This is a genomic window from Streptacidiphilus anmyonensis, assembly GCF_000787855.1.
In the GTDB taxonomy this organism is placed as follows: Bacteria; Actinomycetota; Actinomycetes; order Streptomycetales; family Streptomycetaceae; genus Streptacidiphilus; species Streptacidiphilus anmyonensis.
Map to the genome: position 1 here is coordinate 11,535 of NZ_BBPQ01000075.1, position 23,780 is coordinate 35,314.

The 23,780-nt window shown below is 73.8% G+C and carries 22 protein-coding genes; 10 read left to right on the plus strand and 12 right to left on the minus strand.

Translation table 11 applies throughout. The features are described from left to right. Window positions 1-115 precede the first annotated feature (115 nt). Window positions 116-763: a GAP family protein gene (locus tag TR50_RS36060; protein ID WP_042432295.1), complete on the plus strand. Its 648-nt coding sequence runs from the start codon at window positions 116-118 to the stop codon at window positions 761-763. Here the strand turns inward: TR50_RS36060 and TR50_RS36065 are convergent. Together TR50_RS36065 and TR50_RS36070 are read right to left on the minus strand one after the other, a co-directional pair. Then, window positions 745-1,455 (minus strand): response regulator, encoded by a 711-nt coding sequence (locus tag TR50_RS36065; protein WP_042432298.1) that lies wholly within the window; start codon window positions 1,453-1,455, stop codon window positions 745-747. The genes TR50_RS36060 and TR50_RS36065 overlap by 19 nt on opposite strands. Further along, complete coding sequence (locus tag TR50_RS36070; RefSeq protein WP_042432301.1) at window positions 1,452-2,714, minus strand: sensor histidine kinase; 1,263 nt, start codon at window positions 2,712-2,714, stop codon at window positions 1,452-1,454. Before TR50_RS36070 ends, TR50_RS36065 begins: the two co-directional genes overlap by 4 nt. Window positions 2,715-2,857: 143 nt before the next feature. Here TR50_RS36070 and TR50_RS36075 point away from each other — a divergent pair, with 143 nt between their 5' ends. Together TR50_RS36075 and TR50_RS36080 are read left to right on the plus strand one after the other, a co-directional pair. Further along, the gene (locus tag TR50_RS36075; RefSeq protein ID WP_042432370.1) at window positions 2,858-3,580 is read left to right on the plus strand and encodes an ABC transporter ATP-binding protein; all 723 of its coding nucleotides are present in this window, start codon (window positions 2,858-2,860) and stop codon (window positions 3,578-3,580) included. Further along, on the plus strand, window positions 3,577-6,015 hold the full coding sequence (locus tag TR50_RS36080) for an ABC transporter permease (RefSeq protein ID WP_084701589.1): 2,439 nt from the start codon (window positions 3,577-3,579) through the stop codon (window positions 6,013-6,015). The genes TR50_RS36075 and TR50_RS36080 overlap by 4 nt, the downstream gene beginning before the upstream one ends. Before the next feature lie 121 nt (window positions 6,016-6,136). Here the strand turns inward: TR50_RS36080 and TR50_RS36085 are convergent, their stop codons facing one another. Both TR50_RS36085 and TR50_RS36090 read right to left on the minus strand, forming a co-directional pair. Next, the gene (locus TR50_RS36085) at window positions 6,137-6,946 is read right to left on the minus strand and encodes an MBL fold metallo-hydrolase (protein WP_042432304.1); all 810 of its coding nucleotides are present in this window, start codon (window positions 6,944-6,946) and stop codon (window positions 6,137-6,139) included. Window positions 6,947-7,022: 76 nt separating this feature from the next. Further along, window positions 7,023-8,054, minus strand: coding sequence for a medium chain dehydrogenase/reductase family protein (locus TR50_RS36090; protein ID WP_042432307.1), 1,032 nt, complete (start codon window positions 8,052-8,054; stop codon window positions 7,023-7,025). A 112-nt stretch (window positions 8,055-8,166) separates the two neighbouring features. On the opposite strand from TR50_RS36090, the gene TR50_RS36095 reads away from it, so the two are divergent. The 4 genes from TR50_RS36095 (at window position 8,167) to TR50_RS50470 (ending at window position 10,361) form a co-directional block, all read left to right on the plus strand. After that, entirely contained in the window at window positions 8,167-8,868 is a 702-nt protein-coding gene (locus TR50_RS36095; RefSeq protein WP_042432310.1) for a TetR/AcrR family transcriptional regulator, read from the plus strand. A 278-nt stretch (window positions 8,869-9,146) separates the two neighbouring features. Next, window positions 9,147-9,428 (plus strand): hypothetical protein, encoded by a 282-nt coding sequence (locus TR50_RS36100; RefSeq protein ID WP_052441739.1) that lies wholly within the window; start codon window positions 9,147-9,149, stop codon window positions 9,426-9,428. A gap of 115 nt (window positions 9,429-9,543) precedes the next feature. After that, window positions 9,544-9,780 carry a hypothetical protein gene (locus TR50_RS36105; protein ID WP_042432313.1) on the plus strand — a complete coding sequence of 79 codons (237 nt, stop codon included), beginning with the start codon at window positions 9,544-9,546 and terminating at the stop codon, window positions 9,778-9,780. A gap of 2 nt (window positions 9,781-9,782) precedes the next feature. Continuing rightward, complete coding sequence (locus TR50_RS50470; protein WP_042432315.1) at window positions 9,783-10,361, plus strand: Clp protease N-terminal domain-containing protein; 579 nt, start codon at window positions 9,783-9,785, stop codon at window positions 10,359-10,361. 282 nt (window positions 10,362-10,643) lie between these two features. Here TR50_RS50470 and TR50_RS36115 read toward each other — a convergent pair whose 3' ends face one another. The 6 genes from TR50_RS36115 to TR50_RS36140 all read right to left on the minus strand — a co-directional run bounded on the left by TR50_RS36115 (window position 10,644) and on the right by TR50_RS36140 (window position 17,303). Then, the gene (locus TR50_RS36115; protein ID WP_042432317.1) at window positions 10,644-11,534 is read right to left on the minus strand and encodes an NAD-dependent protein deacetylase; all 891 of its coding nucleotides are present in this window, start codon (window positions 11,532-11,534) and stop codon (window positions 10,644-10,646) included. 36 nt (window positions 11,535-11,570) lie between these two features. Continuing rightward, window positions 11,571-14,123, minus strand: a complete 2,553-nt coding sequence (locus TR50_RS36120; protein WP_236654737.1) for a SpoIIE family protein phosphatase — start codon at window positions 14,121-14,123, stop codon at window positions 11,571-11,573. Between the two features lie 204 nt (window positions 14,124-14,327). Continuing rightward, window positions 14,328-14,903 carry an adenylate kinase gene (locus TR50_RS36125; RefSeq protein WP_042432321.1) on the minus strand — a complete coding sequence of 192 codons (576 nt, stop codon included), beginning with the start codon at window positions 14,901-14,903 and terminating at the stop codon, window positions 14,328-14,330. 129 nt (window positions 14,904-15,032) lie between these two features. Continuing rightward, window positions 15,033-15,263 carry a hypothetical protein gene (locus tag TR50_RS36130; protein WP_042432325.1) on the minus strand — a complete coding sequence of 77 codons (231 nt, stop codon included), beginning with the start codon at window positions 15,261-15,263 and terminating at the stop codon, window positions 15,033-15,035. A 10-nt stretch (window positions 15,264-15,273) separates the two neighbouring features. After that, window positions 15,274-15,696, minus strand: a complete 423-nt coding sequence (locus tag TR50_RS36135; protein ID WP_042432328.1) for an SSI family serine proteinase inhibitor — start codon at window positions 15,694-15,696, stop codon at window positions 15,274-15,276. Between the two features lie 665 nt (window positions 15,697-16,361). After that, complete coding sequence (locus TR50_RS36140) at window positions 16,362-17,303, minus strand: hypothetical protein (RefSeq protein WP_042432332.1); 942 nt, start codon at window positions 17,301-17,303, stop codon at window positions 16,362-16,364. 416 nt (window positions 17,304-17,719) lie between these two features. On the opposite strand from TR50_RS36140, the gene TR50_RS36145 reads away from it, so the two are divergent. Continuing rightward, a complete protein-coding gene (locus TR50_RS36145) occupies window positions 17,720-18,754 on the plus strand; it encodes a PP2C family protein-serine/threonine phosphatase (protein WP_160311249.1) in 1,035 nt (344 codons plus the stop codon). Here the strand turns inward: TR50_RS36145 and TR50_RS36150 are convergent. Further along, window positions 18,749-19,498 carry a glycoside hydrolase family 16 protein gene (locus tag TR50_RS36150; protein ID WP_042432338.1) on the minus strand — a complete coding sequence of 250 codons (750 nt, stop codon included), beginning with the start codon at window positions 19,496-19,498 and terminating at the stop codon, window positions 18,749-18,751. The two genes, TR50_RS36145 and TR50_RS36150, sit on opposite strands and share 6 nt — an antisense overlap. Before the next feature lie 273 nt (window positions 19,499-19,771). Here TR50_RS36150 and TR50_RS36155 point away from each other — a divergent pair, with 273 nt between their 5' ends. Then, window positions 19,772-21,298 carry an alpha/beta fold hydrolase gene (locus TR50_RS36155; RefSeq protein ID WP_042432340.1) on the plus strand — a complete coding sequence of 509 codons (1,527 nt, stop codon included), beginning with the start codon at window positions 19,772-19,774 and terminating at the stop codon, window positions 21,296-21,298. 3 nt (window positions 21,299-21,301) lie between these two features. Further along, a complete protein-coding gene (locus TR50_RS36160) occupies window positions 21,302-22,855 on the plus strand; it encodes a serine hydrolase domain-containing protein (RefSeq protein WP_084701595.1) in 1,554 nt (517 codons plus the stop codon). Between the two features lie 21 nt (window positions 22,856-22,876). Here TR50_RS36160 and TR50_RS36165 read toward each other — a convergent pair whose 3' ends face one another. Next, window positions 22,877-23,776, minus strand: a complete 900-nt coding sequence (locus TR50_RS36165; RefSeq protein ID WP_042432342.1) for a LysR family transcriptional regulator — start codon at window positions 23,774-23,776, stop codon at window positions 22,877-22,879. Window positions 23,777-23,780: the final 4 nt, after the last annotated feature.

Sequence of the window (23,780 nt, forward strand, 5' to 3'; positions counted from 1 at the left end):
CCGCCGATGACGGCCGGTCGTGGCGGGGTCACCGGATGGCGGCGTGGCCTGCTTGACCCCGCCGGACCCGCACCCCACAGTGGGGGCGTGGATCTCTCCGCGAGTGGCTGAGCCGATGGTCGTCGACCTGGTCGTGATCGGCACGGGCATCACCCTCGGCCCGGTGCACAACAGCGCGTTCATCCTGTTGCTCGCCTCGCAGCGCGGCGTTCGCAAGGGACTGGCCTTCCTGCTGTCCTGGCTGGCCAACCTGGTCGCGGTGGTCGCCTGCGTGGTGCTGCTGACCGGCGGGACGCCGCCCGCCCCCAGGAGCGTGCCGTCGACCGCGGCGATCGCCGCCAAACTGGCGTTCGGCGTGGGCCTGGTCGTGTTCGGCGGCTACTGGTGGCGGCGGCCGCCCCGCCCGTACCGGCCGCCGAGTTGGGCCGGGCGCATCGACAACGCCTCGCTGGGGACCGCCGCCGGACTGGCCTGGCTGCTCCAGCCCTGGGCCATGGTCGGCGCCGGCGCCGCGACGGTCGTCGACGCCGACCTCTCCTCCCTGTCCGCCTGGCTCACCCTGACCGGGTACTGCCTGTTGGCCACGCTGAGCCTCCTGGTCATGGAGCTGTACACCGTCCGGGCGCCGACCGCCGCGGAAGCGCGGCTGAGCGCCCTGCGCTCCTGGCTCGAGCAGCACCAGGACCAGCTGATCGTCGCCCTCTCGCTGCTGGTGGGTCTGTGGCTGACCGCCAAGGCCGCCTATCAGCTGGTCGCGGCCTGACGGTCCGTCGGGGAGACCAGGCCCGTCCGGTAGGCGAGGACGACGGCCTGGACCCGGTCGCGCAGTTGGAGCTTGGCCAGGATACGGGCGACGTGCGTCTTCACGGTGGCTTCGGAGAGGTGGAGGTGGGCGGCGAGTTCGGCGTTGCTCAGGCCGTGGGCGATGAGCAGGAGGACCTCGGTCTCGCGCGGGGTGAGGGACGCGAGGCGTCTGTGCTGGTCGGCGCGGTCGGGACCGCCGCCGGGGAGGGAGGCGTCGTCGCGCTGGGCGAAGCGGGAGACGAGGCGGCGGGTGATGACGGGGGCGAGGAGGGCGTCGCCGGTCTGGACCGTGCGGACCGCGGCGACGAGGTGCTCGGGGCTGATGTCCTTGAGGAGGAAGCCGCTGGCCCCGGCGTTCAGGGCGGCGTACACGTACTGGTCGAGATCGAAAGTGGTCAGGATGATCACCCTCGGGACGCGCTCGCCGTCGCCCGCCACGATCCGGCGGGTCGCCTCCAGCCCGTCCATCTCGGGCATGCGGACGTCCATCAGCACCACGTCCGGCAGGGTGCGGCGGACCGCCTGGACCGCCGCGGTGCCGGTGTCGGCCTCCGCGACGACCTCGATGCCCTGCGCGCCCAGGATCATGGCGAAGCCCGTGCGCACGAGCGCCTGGTCGTCGGCGATGACGACACGCAGCGGACTGGTCATGCGTCCTCCATGAGGTCCAGGGGAATCATCGCCTTCACGCGGTAACCGCCGGTGAGTCGTGGTCCGGTCTGCAGGGTCCCACCGTAGAGGGCCACCCGTTCGCGCAGCCCGAGCAGGCCCTTGCCGCTGCCGGTGGTGGCGGCCGCGCCCGGCCGCCCCTCGGAGTTGGCCACGTCGACGGACAACTCCCGTGCGCCGTAGTCGACCTGGATCTGCGCGGCCGCACCGGTGGCGTGCTTCACCATGTTGGTGAGCGCCTCCTGCACCACCCGGTAGGCCGTCAGTTCCAGGCCCGGCGGCAGCGAGCGCCGCTCACCGGTGACGGTGAGGTCGATGGGGATGCCGGTGAGCCGGATCCGGCCGACCAGGGCCTCCAGGCCGTCCAGGCCCGGCTGCGGCGCGAGGTCGGCCTGGGCGGCCGGATCGGCGGAGTCGGAGTCGAGGCCGGGGTCGGTGAGGGAGTCCGGGCCGGAGCTGGACGCGGGCTCGGAACCGTCCATCGTCAGCAGGCCCATGACGTGGCGCAGGTCGGTCATCGCGGCGCGACCGCCGGTCTCGATCGCGAGCAGCGCCTCCCTGGCCAGGTCGGGCTTCTGGTCCAGCACCATCCGGGCGGCGCCGGCCTGGATCACCATGACGCTGACGTTGTGGGTCACCACGTCGTGCAGTTCGCGGGCGATCCTGGCGCGTTCGTGCTCGACGGCCTGCCGCAGCGCCTCGATCCGCTCCAACTCCAGGGCCCGCACCCGGGCCCGGGACTCCTCGGCGCGACGGGCCCACAGCCGCTGCCCCAAGGCCGCGACCACGATCGGGAACAGCAGCAGCGCGCCCACCGCCCAGTTGGGGAAGTGGGGGAGCCGTGCCCGGGAGACCAGGACGAGCAGGACGGCCGTGGCGACGGGGGCGGTGAGCAGGCACAGCCGTCGGCGAGGACTGTGGGCGACCGCGGCGTAGAGCGAGACAGCGGCGACCAGCGACGCGCTGAACAGCACGTCGGGAAACGCGTGGCGGGCCAGCAGGACGACGTCGCACGCCAGTTGCGCCCACAGTGCGGCCAGCGGCGCCCGGCGGCGCCAGGCGAGCGGAGCTGCTGCGACGGCTGCCAGCAGCGTGACGTCCAGCGGTGCGGCGGGCAGGTTCGGCGCCGCGAGCGCGTAGCGGACGGCGACGAGGCCGAAGGCGAGTGCGAGGCCCGCGTCCAGCACCTGCTGACGCGGTGTCGGACCGCCGGTGTCCGGCCTGCTGTTCACGCGCTGCATCTCCCGACTACATCGAAAGGATGATCCCGGAGGCCGTCGTCCGTGAGAGGTACCGGAGATGCCTCCTGCGGCCGAGGTGGCCGATCACCGACCGACCCTAGCGTTGTCGGCGTCGGGCAGGGGCGTGAGAAGGGGAAATGACGATGACCGAGCCTGTGATCGAACTCAGCGGCGTGCACCGCCGGTTCGCGGACGGACCGGCCGCGCTGCGGGACGTGTCGATGAGCGTGCGGGCGGGCGAGGCCGTCGCGATCCTGGGCCCTTCGGGCAGCGGCAAGTCCACCATGCTCAACATGATCGCGGGCCTGGACCGCCCCGACTCCGGCACGGTCACCGTCGCCGGGGTCCGCGTGGACACCCTCGGCGAGGCGGGCGCGGCACGCTACCGCCGGGACAAGGTCGGCATGATCTTCCAGTTCTTCAACCTGCTCGACGACCTGACCGTCCTCGACAACGTGGTCCTGCCCGCCGAGATGACCGGCGTCGGCCGCGCCGAGGCCCGCAGGCGGGCGACGGGCCTGCTCGACGTCCTCGGCATCGCCCGGCACGCCCGCGCCTACCCGGGCCGGCTGTCCGGCGGGGAGCGCCAGCGCGTCGCGGTGGCCCGCGCGCTGATGAACCGCCCGCCGCTGCTGCTGGCCGACGAGCCGACCGGGGCGCTCGACTCCGAGTCCGGCGCGGAAGTCGAGGCGCTGCTGCGGGAGCTGCACGCCGACGGCCAGAGCATCGTCGTGGTCACGCACGACGAGAGTCTCGCCGCGCGCTGCGCGACGCGTGTCGTGCGCATCGTCGACGGCCGGATCGCCTCGGACACCGGCGTGGCGGACGCGGCCACCCCCGACGGCGCCGGGGCGGTGGCCCGATGAGCGCCCTCGGACGGGTGATGCGGGCGGGCGTGCGCCGCCGCCGGGTGCAGACCGCCGTCACCGGCCTCGCCGCGATGATGGCGGCCACCGCCTCGGTGCTGGGCGGCTCCCTGCTGGTCGCGTCCAACGCCCCGTTCGACCACGCCTTCGCGCAGCAGCACGGCGCCCACCTCGCCGCCCAGTTCGACGCCGCCAAGGCCACCGCCGAGCAGCTCCGCGCGACCGCCCACGCCTCCGGCGTCAGCGCCGCGGCCGGCCCCTACCGGACCGTGACCGCCGATCCGTCCGGCGGCCCCGGGCTGGACCTGCCCGCGGGCATGACCATGGACCCGATGAAGCTGGTCGGCCGCTCCGACGCGGGCGGCCCCGTCGACGACGTCACGCTCAGCGCGGGCCACTGGGTCTCCGGCCCCGGCCAGGTGGTCGTGTCGGCCGACTACTCCGGCCCCGCACTCGGCGTCGGGCAGCGGATCGACTTCCCGAGCGCCTCCGGCGGTGTCACCGAGCTCATGGTCGTCGGTGTCGCCCGGTCCGTCAGCCGCACCGCGGACGGCTGGGTCGAGCCGTCGGACGTCTCCCTGCTCGCCGCCGCGAAGGGAGCCGACCCGGGGATGCAGATGCTCTACCGCTTCGCCTCCGCATCGACCGCGGCGCAGCTCGCCGCTGATCGCGACGCGGTCGCCGCGCAGGCGCCGGCGGGTTCGCTCAGCGGCACCCGCAGCTGGCTCGACGTCAAGAACAGCAGCAACAGCAGCACCGGGCTGTTCGTCCCGTTCCTGACCGCCTTCGGTCTGCTCGGGGTCCTGATGTCGGTGCTGATCGTCGGCAACGTCGTCGCCGGCGCCGTGGGCTCCGGCACCCGCCGCATCGGCGTGCTCAAGGCTCTCGGCTTCACGCCCGGCCAGGTCGTGCGCGCCTACATGGGCCAGGCGCTGATCCCGGCCGCGGCCGGTACCGTGCTCGGCGCACTCCTCGGCAACCTGGTGGCCGGTCAGATCCTCTCCGCCACGGAGCAGGTCTACGGCACGACCTCGCTCACCGTCGCGCCGTCCGTCGACGTCGCGGTCCTGGTCGGAACGCTGCTCATGGTCTGCGTGACCGCGCTGGCCACCGCGCTGCGCGCCGGTCGGCTGCGCACCGTGGACGCGCTCGCGGTCGGCCGCACGCCGAAGGCCGGACGCGGCCGACGCGCCGCCCGGATCACGCGGGCGCTGCCGCTGCCCCGGCCGGTGACGCTCGGCCTCGCCCGGCCCTTCGCGCGGCCCGCCAGGGCTCTCGCGATGGTCACCGCGATCCTCTTCGGCGCCGCCGCCGTCACCTTCGCCTTCGGTCTCGGCAGTTCCCTGCAACGGATCCAGGACGCCAAGAGGACCGCCGCCGACGTCACCGTCCTCCCCTCGGCCCCGGCGCAGTCCGGCGGCCCCGCCGCGAGGCCCGGCCAGGTCGGCGGGGGCGCCCCAGGCGGTAGCACCCCCGGCGGTAGCACCCCCGGTGGCGCGAGCGCAGGGACGGGCGACAGCGCGGCCATGGCCCGGGCCATCGCGGCCCAGCCCGGAACGCGCGCCTTCTTCGGCTCGGCCCAGACCCAGGTCACCGCCGCCGGCACGACCGGGAGCGTCGACGTCACCGCCTTCGTCGGCGACGCCTCCTGGGCGGGCTACCAGATGGTGTCCGGCACCTGGTTCCACCGGCCGGGCGAGGCCGTCGCGCCCACCCCGTTCCTGACCGCGACCGGCACCAGGGTCGGCGACACCGTCGTGGTCACCGACCACGGCAGGGCGATCCCGGTGAAGATCACCGGCGAGGTCTTCGTCACCGGGAACCAGGGAATGGAACTCCTCACCGACGCCAGGACCCTGGCCTCGGCCGAGCCGAACCTGAAGGCCCAGTACTTCTCCGTCCGGCTCGCCTCCGGCACCGATCCGAGCGCCTACGTCCGTGCCCTCGACGCGGCGCTGCGTCCCACCGGCGCCGTCGCGCAGGTCGGCGACGGCGGCGGGACCAGCCAGCTGCTGATCCTGCTGGACGCGCTGACCGGCCTGCTGACCCTGATGCTCGTCGCCGTCGCCGGGCTCGGTGTCCTCAACGCGGTGGTGCTGGACACGCGTGAACGCGTCCACGACCTCGGGGTGGTCAAGGCACTCGGCTTGACGCCGCGCCAGACCGTGTCGATGGTGCTCGCCCAGGTGGTCCTGGTCGGCGTCGTCGGCGGAGCGGTCGGGGTCCCCCTCGGGGTGGCGCTCCAGCGCGTGGTGGTCCCGGCCATGGGCGACAGCGCGGGCCTGCGCCTGCCGTCCTCGGTGCTGGACGTGTACCAGGCGCCCGCGCTGGTGCTGCTGGGCCTCGGCGGCCTGGTCATCGCGGTCCTCGGCGCGACAGGCCCGGCGGGCTGGGCCGCCCGGACCCGCACGGCGGTCGCGCTGCGCACGGAGTGAGGGGCGGAGGACGAGGTGACTCCCGGTTCCGGCCGGCCCGCGGCGGCGGACCGGCCGGAACCGGGCCTTTCCCGGCGGGTCGGATCGGGTCGGGCCCGGCTCCGGAAGACGGTGCAACGGTTCAGGGTCCGCCGGGCGGCTCGAAGCCGGCCAGCATCTGCGCCAGCGCGGCCTGGTCGGGGCCGACGAACGGTCGGAGTCCGGCCGCCGAGCCCAGCGTGTCGAGCATCCGAGCGGTGATCCCCTCGGCGGCCGGGAGATGCGTCGACAGGACCAGCTCGGGCGCGCGGTCCCGCAGCAGGTGGAAGGTGTCGAGGAAGCGCTTCGGGTCGACGTTCTCGACCCAGGGGCTGTCCACGCTCGCCCAGAGCAGCTGCGCGGCCCGCAGGTCCTCGGCGGGGAGGGCACGGGCGTCCGTGCCTTCGGCGACGTCGGCGGCCGGCATCGGCGCGCCGAAGCAGTCCGAGCTGAAGCAGACGCCGGTCAGGTCGTCGAAGAAGCCGACCGTGGTGGGGTTGTCGAACAGGGGCGGCCGGAACGCGGTCAGGGTGCGGTCGCCGACGTCGAGTGACTGTCCGGGGTTGACCAGGTGGACCCGGTCCAGCGGCAGCGACCGCTCGCAGGACATGATCCCGACCGCGAGGAAGGTGGTCACCACCTTCGCCTCCGGCGCGGCCTCCAGGAGCGCGTGCAGGCCGCCGGTGTGGTCGCGGTCGGGGTGGGTGAGCCAGATCCAGCGCACGTCGGCCGGGTCGACGGCCTGGGCGAGCGTCTGTAGGAAGTCGCGGTCCGAGAGGCCCAGACCGGTGTCGACGACGACCGGTTGGCCCGCGTGGAGCACGAAGGCGTTGACGGGCATGTGGCCGATCCCGGGCACTTCGAGGCTGTCGCTGAGGACGCTGACCTCGGGCCGGATCCGCTGAACGGGCATGAGCGATCTCCCTCCGGGGTGGGAGCGCTCGCGACCGCCCTCCCATCCTAGTGCGGCGCCCGGGACGGGGCCGCGTTCACGGGATCAGGATGATCTTGCCGGTGGCGGTGCCCGACTCGGCCAGGCGCAGCGCGTCGGCGGCCTGGGTGAGCGGGAGTTGGGCGGCGATGGCAGGGGTGACCCGGCCGCCGCGGACGGCGGCGAAGACCTCGGTGAGGTCTTCGCGGAGCCGGGTGCGGAAGCGGTCCTGGGCCAGGGCGCGGCCTGCCCAGATGTTGTAGAAGGTGGCGCGCCGGCGGTTGGGCAGGGTGTTCCACAGCCAGGTCCGGGCGAGGATCTTCAGCACCGGCCACTGCTTGGAGCCGGTGTCGTCGCGGGTGGAGGCGCTGCCGTAGGCGACGAGGGTGCCTCCCGGGGCGAGCAGCCGCCAGGAGTCGACGACGCTGCGGCCGCCGAGGTGGTCGAAGACGGCGTCCACGCCGTCCGGCGCCAGCCGGCGGACCTGGTCGGGGACGTCCCCGGTGCGGTAGTCGATCGGGGTGGCGCCGATGGCGCGCAACTGGTCGTGGTGCCGGGGGGACGCGGTGCCGATGACCTTCGCGCCGGCGGCCGTCGCGAGTTGGGCGAGGACCGATCCCACGCCGCCGCCCGCGCCGTGGACCAGCACCGTCTGCCCGGCGCGGACGCGGGCCTTGCGGTGCAGCATCTGCCAGGCGGTGATGCCGTTGACGACGACCGTCTCGGCCTGCGCGGGGGAGACGCCGTCCGGGACCTCGACCGTGTCGCGGGCGTCGACCAGGGCGTGGCTGGCCCAGCCGCCCACCTTGACGAGTGCCGCCAGTCGCCGCCCGGCCAGGCCCGGATCGACGCCGGGGCCGGTGCGCAGGGCGCGCCCCACCAGGTCGTAACCGGGCACGAACGGGAACGGGGGCTGGTCGTAGTAGCGCCCGCGGCGCATCTGCTGCTCGGCGAACGACACGCCCGTCGCCTCGACGGCGATCAGGACCTGGCCCGGTCCCGGCTCGGGGACGGGCGCCTCGCGGACCTCCAGGCCCTCGGGCTCGACGATGCCGGGCAGGACGACCTGGACAAGCTGCTCGCGGCTCATGGCCACCACTCCAGACGATAGAGTCTCTCGCTTCCGTTATAAGTTCTAACTCACCGAAAGAGTGAGAGTCAAGAGCGTCAGTGATAACCTCTAACTGAAAGGTGGTGGGGATGTGACCGAGTCGGACGCGGGAACGCCGCGCGAGCGGTACCGGGCCCAGGTGCAGGAGGAGATCAAGGCGCATGCCTGGGAGCAGATCCGCGCATCCGGCGCGTCGGCGCTGTCGCTCAACGCGATCGCCAAGCGGATGGGCCTGAGCGGTCCCGCGCTCTACCGCTACTACTCCGGGCGGGACGAGCTGATCACCGCGCTCGTCCGTGACGCTTACCGCAGCCTCGCCGACGCCGTCCGCCTCCAGGCGGAGGCGGGGGCCGACCTCGCGGGGCTGGCGCGGACCCTGCGCCGTTGGGCGCTGGAGGACCCGCAGCGCTACTTCCTCGTCTACGGCACCCCGATCCCGGGCTACGAGGCGCCCCCCGACACCACGTCCATCGCCGCCGAGATCATGGCCGTCCTGCTCGACGCCGCAGCCGCAGCCGCAGCCGCAGCCGCGGCCGAGGACGCCGACGGCGCGACGGTCGACGCCGCAGTCGACGACGCCGCGAGCTCGTCACCGATCGAGGCCCACCTCGCCGACCACCGCGCCTGGGCCGCCGACCACCCGGCGTCGCCGGCGGCGCTCCGCCTCGCGCTCGCCTTCTGGACGCGCCTGAGCGGCGTGCTCTCCCTCGAGCTCGCAGGCCACTTCACCGGCATGGGGTTCGACCCCGAGCTGCTCTACGCCGCCGAGGTCCAGGCCCTCACTGGGAGTTGACCGCGCAGGGCGTCGATGCGCACCAGTCGGTCGCCGACGCGGACGAAGCCCTGGACCGATCTCGCAGCGTCCGCCAACTCCTGCTGATGCAGCAGGAGTTGGCAGATCGCGCGGGATGCTTGATCGCTGCTCGGGCTGGCTGCGCCCTCGCGCCGACAGCCGGGCAGAAGCCGCGAACCGTCGGGCTGTCACTTCCCCGTGAGGAGCGCGAGGCCGAAGCGGCCCGCCGTCGGCCTCCAGCGGATGCGCGGGCCCGCGGGAAGGCGGACGATCGAGTGGTGAGCGCGATCGTCGTCCTGCTGGAGCTGGAGCCCGCCACCGAGGTGGTGGACGCCGACGTGGGCGAGACCGACATCGGCGCCCGCGTCCGCGCGGTCCACGCCGCCGCGGCCGACCCGGAGGCCCCCGCCGACCCGCTGGCCCGCACCCTGTGCGGTCTGGACGTCGACGAGCTGGAGCCCGAGTCCTATACCCCCGCCGGTCCCGGCGCGCCCTGGTATCCGCCGGAGTACCGCAGTCGGCACTGCCTCGACTGCGACGCGGCGCTGAGCGGCGTCTGACCCGCCCACGCGCGCTCCTTCCTTGCTTCCTTCCTTGTCGTTCCTTCCCTGTCGGCCCCGGCCGCCGTGTCAACCATGGTTGACACGCGACGGGTGTCAACCTACATTGACAGGCATGAGTGAAACCAGGACTCTCGCGGACGCCGCGAGCAGCCGCGACCCGGCGGTCGGGCTGAAGGCCGTGCGCGCCCTGCGCGACCTGGCCGAGCGACTGGAGGACCTGCAGGTCGGCAACGCCCGGGCGCAGGGGTGGACGTGGCAGATGATCGCCGACTGCCTGGAGGTCAGCCGCCAGGCGGTCCACAAGAAGCACGGCGGCGGCAGCCGCTTCGGCCGTAGGAAGGAAGACTGACGATGTTCGAGCGGTTCACCGCCGACTGCAGGCGCGCCGTCGTCCTCGCCCAGGAAGAGGCGCGGATGCTGGACAGCAGCACGACCGGTCCCGAACACCTCCTGCTGGGCCTGCTCGGACTGCGGGACGACGCCGCCGTCGCGCTGCTCGCCGAGGGCGGGCTCGACCTCCCGACCGCCCGCCAGGCCGTCCGCGACCGGCGCGCCGCGCACGGCCCCGAGCTGGACGCCGACGCGCTGGACGCCATCGGCATCGACCTGGACGCCGTGCGCGAGAAGGTGGAGGCCGTCTTCGGCGTCGGCGCCCTCAGCGGGGCCGGCGGCCCCGGCGGCTCCGCCGCCCGCCGTCGACGCGGCGGCGCGGGCGGGCTGGGCGGCCACCTCCCCTTCACCCCGGAGGCCAAGAAGTCCCTGGAGCTGTCGCTGCGCGAGGCCCTCGCCCAAGGGAGCCGGACGATCCTCCCCGGCCACCTCCTCCTCGGCCTGCTGCGGGTCGAGGCGTCCCCGGCCGTCGAGCTGGTGCGCGCCCGCGGCCTCGATCTCGCCGTCCTGCGGGCGGGCATCCGGGCGACACTCGTCTGAGGGTCAGTCAGCCCGCCTGTCAGCCGGTTGAATCCGACGGTCGGCGGTCTGCTGACCACCGGGCGGCGGTACCGCCCCGCCCTGCGGTTCGGAGACGATGGAACCAGGAGCCCGCCTTACCCCCGTGTGCGGGGTCCTCGCCCCGGCCGTTCGTGCCGGCCGGGGCACTTCACCCCTCCCGGGGAAGCCTCCGCCCTGACCGCGGCCATGCCCTGTCCGGCGGGGCTTTCGCATCACGGTGTGCCGGTCGTCGCGGCAGAGGGAAGGCCGGTGGGTGCGACTCTAGAGTCCCAGTCGGCGCGTGAGTTCGGTGAGCGCGGGGCCGAGGGGGAGGTCGACCCGCTGGGCCGCGTGTTCGTCGCCGCGGGTGACGCCCTGGTTGATGATGAGCACCGGCGTGCCAGCCGCGGCCGCGTGGCGGACGAAGCGCAGGCCGGAGAGGACCGTCAGCGAGGAGCCGAGGACGAGCACGGCGTCGGAGTCGTCCACCAGGCGGTAGCACTGGTCCACCCGTGAACGCGGGACGTTCTCGCCGAAGAAGACCACGTCGGGTTTGAGCGTCCCGTCCCCGCAGGACGTGCAGGGGACCGGACGGAAGGCGTGGACCAGGGCGTCGGGCAGGTCCGCGTCGCCGTCCGGGTTGATCCGTGTGGCCGTCGCCGCGAAGTCGGGGTTCGCCTCGCGCAGGCGGCGGTCGAGTTCCGCGCGCGGGCTCGTCTCCCGGCACGCCAGGCAGACGACGCGGTCGAGGCTGCCGTGCAGTTCGACGGTCTCGACGAGCTCGGCCGTCCCGGCGGCCCGGTGCAGGCCGTCGACGTTCTGGGTGACCACGCCGGTCAGGTAGCCGTGCCGGGCCAGCGCGGTCACGGCGTGGTGGCCGGAATTGGGGCGGGCGCCGGTGATCGCGCGCCAGCCCAGATGGCTGCGTGCCCAGTACCGGCGCCGGGCCTCGTCGCTGCCGACGAAGTCCTGGTACGTCATCGGGGTGTGCCGGCGCAGCGTGCCCGTCTCGCCGCGGTAGTCGGGGATGCCGGACTCGGTGGACAGCCCGGCGCCGCTCAGGACCAGGACCCGGCCCTCGCGCACGACCGAGGCGACGGCCTCCACGCTGGTCGAGGCCGGGGCCGGCGGGGCGCCGGTGGGCGTCCAGGTCAGAGTCGGTCGCATCCGCATGCATGCAGGGTACGGCGGCGAGCCGGGCGCCGGCCCTCAGCGGTCGCGCCCCCAGTGGTCGATCGCCGCCAGCAGCATCGCCACGTCGTCCAGGCGGTTGGTCGCGGGCAGCGCGTCCGCGAGCAGCCGGTCCGCCAGCTGCTCCAGGGAGGGCACGTCCGCGTGCGCCAGAGCGGCGCGCAGGCGGTCGATGCCGTGGTCGATCTGCCCGTCCGGGCGCTCGACCAGGCCGTCCGTGTACAGGGCCAGCACCGAGCCGCGCGCCAGGACCACCTCCTCGACCGGGAACGTCGCCTTCGGGTCCACGCCCAGCAGCACCCCGCCGCCCAGGTCCAGCACGTCGGTGCGGCCGTCGGGGTGACGCAGCAGCGGCGGCAGATGGCCCGCGCGGACCCCCTGCGCCCGGCCCGAGACGGGGTCCAGCTCGATCAGGCAGCAACTGGCCAGCAGCCCCGAGCCCAGGTCCGGCAGGAGCTGGTTGACGTGCTCCAGCACCTGGTCCAGGGGGTGTCCGCTCGCCACGAACGCGCGGACCGCGCTGCGCAGCTGCCCCATGACCCCGGCCGCCGCGACGCTGTGCCCCTCGACGTCGCCGATCACCAGGCACAGCCCCCGCTCGGTGACGATCGCGTCGTACCAGTCGCCGCCGATCTCCATCCCGCGCGTGCCCGGCAGGTAGCGGGCGGCGATCCGCACGTCGTCCAGCCGTGGCAGGGCGTGGGGGAGGAGGGCCTGTTGCAGCCCCCGGGCGAGCGCGAACTCCGCGTCGTACAGGCGGGCCCGCTCCAGCGCCTGCGCGATCAGGCCGCCCAGCGCGGTCAGCACGCCGCGCTCCTCGGAGGTGAACGGGTGCGGTTCGTCGAAGCCGAGGATGCAGCTGCCGACCGGATGCCCGGAGGCGATCAGCGGCAGGAACGCCCACGCGCACATCCGGTCCAGCGGGATGCCCGGATAGGCGCCCGCGAGCTCGTCGACGGAGGCGAAGAAGATCGGGGCGCCGCTGGTCAGCGTGTCGACTCCGGGAAGCCGGGCGCGCATCGGGGTGCCCTCGAAGGGGTCGAGGAAGCCCTCCGGATAGCCCACCTGGAGCGCCAGGTGCAGCCGGTTGTCCTTCACCACGTAGATCGCCAGCTCCTGGCCGCCGAAGGCGGGCACGATCTGCTCGGCCACCGCCGCGCACACCTCGCGGACCGACACCGCCTGCGCCAGCGCGCTGGCCAGCTGGAGCAGGTGGTAGATCGCGCCCGCGCCGCCCGGCCGGGACGCCTCAGCGGTCTGCACCACCGGGACCGCGGACCCGTCGGCGGCCCGGGGGCCCTTTCCGTCGGCGGGGAGCGTCCCCGGCACGACCGTGCCGGTCATGCCCTGTGCGTCAGGCTGCAGCGTGAACGCCAGCCAGCGGTCCGGCGGGCGGCAGGCCAGGAAGGCGGTCGGCTGCCGGGAGAGCACCGCCGCCCGGTAGCGGTCCTCGTGGACCGGATCGGACAGCCAGGGCAGCATCTCCCACAGCGGCTTGCCGAACAGCTCCTCGCGGCGCACCCCCAGCAGAAGCTCCGCGCCGAGGTTGGCGTAGACGAGCCGTCCGTCGCCGTCGAGCGAGAAGACACCCTGCCGCATCCGCTCGACCGTCTGCGCGGCGGCCGCGGTGGTCCCCACGTCCAGCACCGCGCCGACCAGGTGCGGTCCGGCCTCGCCGTCGGTCACCCCCTCGCGCACCCGCCCCCAGATCTGGATGGGCCGCACGTGACCCGAGCCGTCGACGATGCGCAGGCGCAGCGGCGGGAACCGGCCCGTTCGGTAGGCGCGCCGCAGCGCGGCCCGTACGCGTGGCAGGTCGTCCTTCTCGACCGCGTCGGCCAGCGCCTCGGCCCGGCCGGGGTCGGCGCCGCGGGCCACGCCGAACAGGGAGCACAGCTCGTCGTCGAGGTCGAGGGCGCGCGTGGTGAGGTCCAGATCGAACAGCCCCAGCTGGACCGCCTGGCCCGCCGCCCACCAGGGCAGCTCGGTGACGGTGGTCCGCGCCTCGACCGTCCCGCCGTCCGCGACCAGCTGGGACAGCTCGACGCCGAGCCGCCTCGCGGTCTGCCGCAGATGCCGCCGCGCCGTCGTGGGCACGCCCTGGCCGGTCGCCGGCCACAGCGCGCACAGCACGCCGAAGACCTCCTCGCCGTCCATGACCGGGGTGTAGGCGGACGCGAACGCGTAGGGCAGGCCCATCAGCAGCTGCGGGAAGCGGCGCATCGTCTCCTCGGGACCCGCCAGGTGCACGGTGCGCCGGGACCGGTAGGCCAGCGACCCCGGCAGCGCGCCCTGCACCGAGACCCTGCGGAACGGCTCCAGCGCGGCGACGGGCACGCCGACGACGGTGCTCAGCACCAGCGAGCGGCGGTCCCGGGAGCGCAGGTAGACCATGGAGCCGTAGGCGCCGGTGCCGCGCACCGTCCGTTCGACCGCGTCGGCCAGCAGATCGTCGCAGTGACGGTCGGCGGCTGTCGCGAGGCCACCGGCTCCCGCGAGGCCACCGGCTCCGCTGACGCGACGACCTGTCCCGGTCGCCCCTCCCGGATCGCTGGGCACATCCTGGCGCACCCCTTCTCTGTACGCTCGGGCTCCTGGTGTGTCAAGGCGAAACCGCAGGTGGCGGCCCCGCCTGCGGCAGCGCCTGCGAGAGGGCCCATGGGAACGCCCGTGGGAGCGCCCGCAGCGGCCGGGGAACGCGTCCGAGCGCGCGGGCGCCCCGGTCCGGCTTCCGGCGGAACCTGACCGCCGCGCGCAGCGGACGACGCGCGGCGGTCAGGTTCCGGGGTGTCGCTCGGGCCGGGGCCCCGCCTGGAGGCGGGTCAGCACCTCGTCGGCGATCTGCTCGGTGGAGCCCACCGCGCCGACCGACGTCAGCAGGTCGGCGTAGTAGGCCAACAGGGGTGCGGTGTCGCGGTGGTAGACCCGCTGGCGGTTGCGGATGACGTCCTCGGCGTCGTCCTGCCGCCCGTGGGCGAGCAGCCGGTCGACCAGGACGTCCTCGGGAGCGGTCAACTCCACGACGGCGTCGAGCTTCTCGCCGTGCTCGTCCAGGATGCGGGCGAGCCCGTCGGCCTGAGGGACCGTCCGCGGGAAGCCGTCCAGGATGAACCCGTGCCGGGCGTCCGGCTCGCCGAGGCGCTGGCGCACCATGTCGACGGTGACGGGGTCCGGCACGAGTTCTCCCGCGTCCAGGTAGCGCCCGGCGTCCTGTCCGAGCTGCGTCCGCCGGGCGGTGTGGTCGCGGAAGAGGTCGCCGGTGGAGATGTGGGGGACGCCCAGGGCGGAGCTCAGCATGGCTGCCTGGGTGCCCTTGCCCGCTCCTGGCGGGCCGATGAGGACGAGTCGCATCTGGCGTCGGGGGCCTTTCGTGGCAGGGAACGGCATCGGACTGCATCGGACGGCAGCTGATGCCGTCTGATCGTCCATCTGGTTCCCGACGTCGCGGTGCGGTATACCCGATCCGGGTGGGCGGTTCGGTCAGCGCGCCGACGGTGCGGTGCGCCGGGAGGCGGGGAGGGAACGGTACTCCCGCCGGTCTCTGCGTAGGGCCGCCACCGCCTCGAAGGCGTTGCGCCGCGCGTGTTCCTGCCACGGACGGTCGAGGCGGGCGATGCCCGCGACCACGAAGCCCGTGAGGTCGTGGAGCCACCGCTCCACGCCGCCGCCGCGCCGACCGCTGTTTCTCAGGAACGTGGGTGAGCTCTGCATGGCACTCCCGTCAGAGGGTGAACAGCACGCCGGTCGCGCGCTGCATGAGGCACTGGTTGGTGTAGGTGCGCTGGTAGTCCACCGGGTCGCCGTTCCACACGCCGGTCGCCGTGACCGTGACCGGGCTGACGATGTCCGGGCACATGACCTGGAGGGCGGGCTTCGCGGTGAAGTCGAGCCCGTCGGCCCGCAGCGTGGCGCAGGCGGCGACGGGTGCGGGGTGGGTGCCGCCCGGCTCGGCGCCGCAGTCGAGCACGGCCGAGCGGCCGACCCCCGGCGTGGAACCGGCGGCCGGTGTCACCGTCAGCACCAGCACCGAGGGGCCGGCCACCCCGGGGGCGGGCTCGGCGAAGGCGAGCGGCGCGGCCGGCGTGATCAGGCCCGTGAGGGTGATGAGTGCGGTGATGGCCAGTCGGCGCGAGTTGTGACGCATGGTGTCCTCCGTGCTGCGTTCCGTGACCGTCGGAGCGGTCGGTTCGTCCCGAGCGAGGACACTGCCACACAGGTTTGTCACGTCGGCCAGTTGATGGGCCGAACAGGTCATGTCATGTACATATCACAATGGCCGGAATCAGGCTGGCCCGCTTCCGTTTTGTCCCCGCCCGGCTTCCGGGCAGGGCCTCCGTGGCGCCCGCCGACGGACGGCCGGCCCCCGGAACAGCGGCTTCCGTGGCCCGTGCGGTTGCGGCCGAGGCCGTTCCGCGCTCCCGCGCAAGCACGGTGGTCCAGCCACGGCGGAACGGCCGGCATGTGTGCCAGGCGGGTGCTTGCGCCGGGCGCCGCCCGGCGGGACGACCGCTCCGGAGTGCATCGGTAACACCCCCTCAGGGCGGGCACCGCTTTCATCTGAGCGTGGCGCCCCCGCGACGGCCGGGAGGACGCACCGCTCCGCCGTCGCGGGGCCGAGGGCCCGGGGCCGGCCCAAGGCCCGGGCCCGGAGGTCTGGCCTCGGGGTCCGCGGCGGCAGAGCGGTCGCCGCCGTGCCGGGGTTCACCGGCCGGGCGGGAGGCGTCTCAGCGCAGTGCCTGCCTCAGCGCAGTGCCTGCCTCAGCGCAGTGCCTGCCTCAGCGCAGCGCTCGGCTCAGCGCAGGGCCCGGCTCAGCGCAGTGCCCGGGAGCGCCAGGAGGCGAACTGCTCGGCCGGGTCGCCCCGCTCCGACCAGGGCCATCCCACCACGGTGGTCCCGAGCGCCTCGAACACCGCACCCGCCTCGGAGATCCGGCCGGCCTGGGTGAGGGCGTACGCGAGCAGGTTCAGATCGGCCAACGCCGCGGCGTGGCGCAGGAAGCCGGGGCGCGTCCACAGGGTCAGGGCGCGGTCCAGCACGGAGGCGGCGTGGGGCCGGTCCCACCAGAGGTCGGCCAGGATGCCGTTGAGCTGGTCGCCGGTCGTCGCCCGGTGGAACTCCCGGACGGAGGCGGTCAGTTCGAGCGCGGTGGCGGGGGCGTCGGCCGGCATCCGGGCCTGCTGGGCGTCCACGAACTCGCGGGCCTGGCCCGGCAGTCCGCACTCCTCCGGCGACAGGTACGCGAGGACCTGGAGGTGCGCCTCACGGTTCCACGGGTCGCGCAGGACGACGTTCTGCCAGACCTCGTTCAGCTCGTGGGACGGGCGCCGCAGCAGCCGGAGTATCGCGAGCAGCGCCACGTGCGGCAGGGGGTCGTGCGGGCGCGACTCGGCCGCGTGGTAGCAGGTCTGCGCCGCGTCCGGCAGTTCCGACGCGGGCTCGCCGCGGCTGACCCGGACCGCGGACACCCAGGCCCCGAAGATCATCGCGTCCACGCTCTTGGGGCGGCGCATCAGCCAGGACCGGTCGAAGTTGAAGTCCGCGGTCGCCTCGGCGAGGACCGAGAGCCGGTGCCAGCGCCGGTCCCAGTCCGTGTCCGCGTCCTTCACGAGGCGCTCCGCGGCCTCGACGTTGAAGTCGGCCATGTTGCGCATGGTCGAGGGGCTGAGCTGCTTGCACAGCCTGCCCAGTTCACCGTCGTCCAGCTCGGGCATCAGGCGTGGAGACGACTTGGAGCGCCCAAAAAGTGCCATGAGTCCGGATCCTAGCCAGTGAGTAGGTTTGGTGAAGACAGTCCGGAAAGTAACGATTCGGCAGCAGCTGTTCCGCATCCGATCCGGGCCGGGGCCGCAGATCATACACATGCGGTGAGCGCGGCGTTACGGCTGCGACGCCCGAAATCGACCCGCTGCGCCGGTCGTAGGCAAAGGACCTTGACGGCCTCTCAGGCGACGGTCCCGATCCTTCCGGTGGCCCTGTTTTGCGGGCGCTTGCACCCCTCTCAGTGGTGCGACCCGTGAGCTGGGGACGGTGCTCCGGAGCACGCCCGGGCGGGGGCAGCGGTGCGGCCGAACAGCGGAGTGCGGGACGGCGTGGTACCCAGGAAGGTGTGACGGAATCCGCTTCACGGTCCCGGTGGCTCGCTCCGCTGCCCTGGGTGCTGATCGCGATGAGCGTGACGCTCGAGCTGACCACGCCGAGCGCCTACTCCTACCTGTCGCTGCTCAGCGCCGCCACCCCGATCGCCGCCCTGTACTACCGCACGCCCTGGGTGATCGCGGTCGCGGTGACGGGCGCCGCCGCGATGGCGTCCCTCCAGATCGACCAGGGCCGGGCCTACAGTGCCCACTTCGGGGTGGACTTCTCCGCGAACGCGGTGATCGCCGGGGCGGCGGTGTTCTTCACGGTGAGCTCGACCCGTTCCAGTCAGCAACTGGAACGGGTCCAGGCGCTCGCCGAGGCGGCCCAGCGGGCCCTGCTGCGCCCGCTGCCGCGCCGGGTGGGCAGCGTCGCCATGGCGGGCTTCTACCGCGCGGCGGACGCGGAGGCGCTGGTCGGCGGCGACCTGTACGGGGTGCGGCAGTCCACGTGGGGGACCCGGATGATCCTCGGCGACGTCCGCGGCAAGGGCAACGGCGCCGTCGCCACCGTCGCCACCGCCCTGGCCACCTTCCGGGAGGCGGCCGCCGTCCAGGAGACCCTGGGCGACGTCGCGGAGCGGATCGAGACCGCCCTGATGCTCGACTCGGCCGACGCCCACGACGAGGAGCTCTTCGTGACGGCGGTCCTGCTGGAGTTCCCGTCCGACGAGCCGGTGGTGCGTCTCCTCAACCGCGGGCACCCGCCGGTGCTGCTGCTGGACGCCGAGGGCGTCCGGCCCCTCGACGCCCCCTTCGCCCTGCCGCTCGGCCTCGGCCCCATGCTCGGCACCGCGCGCCAGGACGAGGTCACCCACCGCCTCACCGACGGCGACCTGCTCGTCGCCTACTCCGACGGCATCACCGAGGCGCGGGACACGCAGGACAACTTCTACCCCCTCACCACCCGGCTCGGCTCCCACTTCGCCGGCCGCAACGGCAGCCGCCGCAGCCCCGCCCGGGTCGCGGAGTTCATCGAGCAGGACGTGGGCACCTGGGCCGAGACCCTGAAGGACGACGCCGTGGTGCTCGTCCTGGAACGCACGGACCGACGCACGGCGTCATGACTTCCACTGCCACACGCGGATCCAGTCGACGAGCATCGTCTCCGGGACGGGTGTGCTGCTGCTGGTGTTGTCCAGGACCAGGTACTGGGGCGCGCCCCCGTTGGTGAACGGCTCCCGGGCGAGCGTGTAGCCGTCGTAGTAGAACGTGACGGACTTGTCCCCGGGATTCCAGTAGGAGGCGTAGACGTGCCAGCCGGGGTCGAGCTTCGCGCAGCCGCCCGGGGCTCCCGCGCTGTCGTGGACGTGGAAGCACAGCTGCCCGCTCAGCCCCTCCATCGTGTCGATCTCCCCGTCGGCTGGGAACCGCTGTCCGTCGGACCAGAACCCCGGCCAGTTGTCGACGGAGGCGGGCGCGGAGGTGTTGCCGGGCGTGCGGATCCTGGCCTCCACCAGCGCGGGCCCGGTGAACTCGAACCCGCCGGACGCGCGGCCGTCGTGCGGGTTGCTGGACACCAGCGCGCCGCGCTCGGCGGTGAGCGCCAGCCGCAGGGCTCCGCCGGACTCGGTGACGTTGCGTGAGTCGTAGCCCTGCCGTTCGAGGCCGTTCACCGGGCCGGTGAGTCCGGTTCCGAACCAGCCGGGACGCCACACGGCCGTGTCCAGCCCGGTGCCGTCGAAATCGTCGTCGAGGACGAGGTGCCAGTCCGGGAGGCCGCCATGGTCGTGCGCGGCTCCGGCCGGGGTCGCGGCGACGAGGAGCAGCGGCACCAGGGCCGCCGTCACGAGGCTGATCAGACGCTTCACGGACGACCTCGGCTCCTCGACCACCGGACCCGGCTGGCAGCGGGCCGCACGGCGCTTACTGATCCCCTGGCGGCGGCCCGCGCCCGGCGTTCGGCCGGAGAAGTCACCTGTTCGGTCGGGCCGGGGCCTTCGTACGGCTCAAAGGGGCTAAGAGGTGTCCTCCTCAGCGGTGATCCTCGATGAGCCGCGTGCGCGGCCGGGTATCTGATGGCGCATCGGTCCTGCGGGTACGGACCGGGCCCCTGCCGTCTGCGGAGGATTCGAGGTGTCGTGATGAGAGCGGCGAAACTGGCCGTCCTGGTCGGGTTGCTGGCGACGACCGTGGCGGCGGCGCCGAGCGGCGCCGCGGCCGTGGGGTCCGCGCTGCGGACGGAGCACCCGTCGCGGTTCGTGCCGGGCCCGTGCCCGCCGACGCTTCCGCAGGGGGTGGAGGCCGCCTGCGGATACCTGGTGGTGCCGGTGAACCGGGCCCGCCCCGACGGGCCGAAGCTCCGGCTGGCCGTCGCGATCGTCCCCGCTCAGTCTCCGGGGCGGCACGGGGACCCGATCGTGTTCCTGCCCGGCGGACCGGGGCAGGACGCCATCAGCGACATTCCCCAGATCACGGCGACCGGCCTGAACCGGGACCGGGACCTCGTCGTGATGTCGCAGCGCGGGACGCTCTCCTCGCCGCCCGCCCTGACCTGCCCCGAGATCGACAGGTTCTACCAGCAGCGGATCGGCCTGCGCTACGACGCCCCCTCCACCGGCCGTCTGTACGTCCAGGCGGTGGCCGCGTGCCACGACCGGCTGGTGTCCGAGGGCGTCGACCTCGCGGCGTACAACACCACCGAGAGCGCGGCCGACCTCGCGGACCTGCGGACGGCGCTCGGGATCCGGGAATGGAACGTGTTCTCCCACTCCTACGGGACCGAGCTGGCGCTGACCTACATGCGCCGCTACCCGCAGGGGATCCGCTCGGTGACGATCGACGGCGTGGTGCCGCCGTCGGTGGCGACGCCCGGCTGGACCTGGAGCAGCGTCAAGGAGTCGTTCGACAACATGACCGGCGCCTGCACGGCGCAGCCCGCCTGCCGCAGGCGCTACCCGCAGCTCGCCGCCGTCTTCACCCACGAGGTGAGCCGGCTGGAGGCCCACCCGGTCACCACCACGGTGACCGTCCCGGGGGCCGGGCCGGTCAAGGTCGTCCTCGACGGCGGGGCGCTGGTGAACTGGATGGTCAGGGCCAGCCACACCCCCGCCGACTTCCCGATGGCCGTCGACGAACTCGCCCACGGCAACCCGCAGCTGGTCGCCGAGCAGTGGGCGAGCACCCGCTACCCCGCCCACGAAGGACACTTCGCCCACGGCCTCTCCCTGAGCGTGTGGTGCAGCGAGTGGGTCCCGTTCGAGACCGCGCGCCAGCAACTGACCGCCGGCCTGCGGGCCTTCCCGACCTTCCCCACCTCCGTCCTGGCCCAGGCGCCGCAGCTGGCGTTCCTGCGCCAGGCGTGCCAGGCGGCCTGGCACGTCCCGCCGGCGGACCCCTCGATCCGTGAGGTCACCCGCAGCGCCATCCCGACGCTCGCCATCTCCGGCAGCTTCGACGCCCAGACCGGAGCGGTCTGGGGGCGCTACGCGGCGCTGACGCTGCGGAACTCCTTCGTGGTGACGCTCGACGGCGTCGCGCACGGCGTGTTCGACAACCCCTGCGGCTCGCATGTGATCACCTCCTTCTACGACGACCCGGAGGCCCCCGACACCCGGTGCGTGGCCTCGGTGCGGCCCGTGCCGTTCACCATCGGGCCGGGGCGGAGCTGAGCCATGGACCGGAACGGCCTGGCCGACGTCGTCCTCGGCCCCACGCCCGACCCCGGTGGCGCGCTCTCGCGCCGCAACCTGCTGCGCGTGGCGGCAGCCGGCGCGGCCCTGTCGCTCGCACCCGCATCGGCGGCCCGTGCCGCCGTCCCACGAGCCACCGGCACGGGGGACCGCGCGTTCCGGTCCCTGCTGCGGGAGCTCGACGCCAAGATCGAAGCCGCGATGAGGGCCTACGCGATCCCGGGGGCGGCCGTGGGGCTGCTCCTGGGGGACCGCACCTACGTCCGGGGATACGGCGTCACCAACGTCGACCACCCCACGCCCGTCGACGCGGACACGCTCTTCCGGGTCGGGTCCACCACGAAGACCTTCACCGGCACCGCTCTCATGCGGCTGGTCGAACGGGGCAGGATCGACCTGGACGCCCCCGTCCGCCGGTACCTGCCCGAGTTCGCGGTGGCCGACCGCAGCGCCTCCCGACGAGTGACGGTCCGTCAACTCCTGAACCACAGTGCCGGTTGGCTCGGCGACGACTACCAGGACTTCGGCCGCGGCGACGAGGCGGTCGCCCGCTACGTGGACTCCATGACCCGCCTGCCCCAACTCACCGCCGCCGGCCGGACGTTCGCCTACAACAACGCCGGACTGTGCGTGGCCGGCCGCATCCTGGAGGTCGCCACCGGCCGCACCTACGAGGCCGCCGTGCGCAGCCTGCTGCTCGACCCGCTCGGACTGCGCCACAGCAGCTTCTTCACCGACGAGATCATCGGCCGCAACATCGCCGCCCCGCACAACGTCGTCGACGGCCGGGCCGTGGTGGAGCCCTCCTTCTGGCCCCAACCGCGCAGCCTCGCCCCGACCGGCGGGCTCGTCTCGAGCGTGCGCGACCAGTTGGACTGGGCCCGCTTCCACCTCGGCGACGGCACCGCCCCGGACGGCACCCGGCTGCTGAGCAGGGCGTCACTGGAGCGGATGCGCTCACACCCCGGACCGGGCGGCACCATCGTCGTGGAACTCGACGGGATGGGCGTCACCTGGATGCTGCGGCCCACCGCCCAGGGCCCCCGGATCGTGCAGCACGGAGGAACCTGGCCGGGGCAGGTCTCCGGCTTCCTGATGGTGCCCCGCCGTGGCTTCGCCCTCACCCTGCTCACCAACTCGGTCACCGGCTCGCGGCTGCGCGACGAGCTGTTCACCGACGACTGGGCGCTGCGGCGCTTCGCCCAGGTCGGCAATCTTCCGGCCGAACCGAGGCCGCTGAGCGCCCGGGAGTCGGCCCCCTACGAGGGCCGCTACCTGAGCCGGCGGATCGACGAAGCCGGCGCCGTGGAGGACACCCACGTCGAGTTCCGCGCCCACCAGGGCCGCCTCCAGGGAACCCAGAGCACCCAGGGCGAGACGAGCGAACTGGGCGTCGCCTTCTACCGCCGCGACTTCGGACTCGACCTCGACCCCGACGGCCGGCCGATCGGCACCCGCTGCGACTTCCTGCGCGGCCCCGACGGACGCGTCCTGTGGTGGCGCAACCACGGAAGACTCCACCGCCGCCTGGACTGAGCCACGCCGCGGCTTCCGCGGTCACGCACGTCCGGTCGCCGCGGCGACGCGGCGGAGCTCGGCGAGGACCACCCGGACGGCCTCCCGCGCGGTGCGTTCGGGCCGGTGGAGCACGTCGATGTGCCGTCGGGCGCGCACTCCGGTGAGCGGCCTGAGCACGATGTCGGGGTGGGGGCGGGCGGTCCACCGCGGCATCAGCGCCAGGCCGCCGCCGGCGGCCACGACCTCGGCGACCACGGCGAACTCGTTGATGCGGTGGACGATGTCGAGCCGGCGGTCGGCGACGCTGGCGATGGCCTCGATCGTGGCCATCAGCGGGAAGCCCTCGTGGACGGTGATCCAGGGCTGGTCGGCCACGTCCTGCGGCGAGAGCCGCGCTCTGGCGGCCAACGGGTGGCCGACCGGCAGCGCGACGTCGAGAGGCTCGCGCAGCAGCGTGGCGGCGACCACGGTGCGCGGCCAGGGCGGAGCGTGATCGAGGCGGTGTGCCAGCACGAGGTCGTAGGCCCGGGTGAGGGCGGGGAAGCGGTCCTGGGCCACGTCCTCGTCGGAGAGCGAAAGACGCGGACGGCCCGGCCCGGCGAGGGCGCGCAGCAGAGGCGGAAAGAACGCCGAGGCCGCGCTGTGGAACGCCGCCACCGACACCTCGCCGTCCGGTTGCCCGGTGAAGTCGGCGACGGCGTGGCGCGCCCTGGCCAGCGCGGTCTCCACCTCGACGGCCGCCCGCGCCAGGGCCTGCCCGGCGTCTGTCAGCACCACCCGGCGGCCGGCCCGTTCGGTCAGCGGGACCGGAATCGAACGCTGGAGCAGCCGCAGCTGCTGCGAAATGGCGGAGGGCGTCACGTGCAGCGCCTCGGCGACCGCGGTGACGCTGCCCAGCTCTCCGAGTTCCCGCAGGATCCGCAGCTGCCGCTCGTCCATGCCG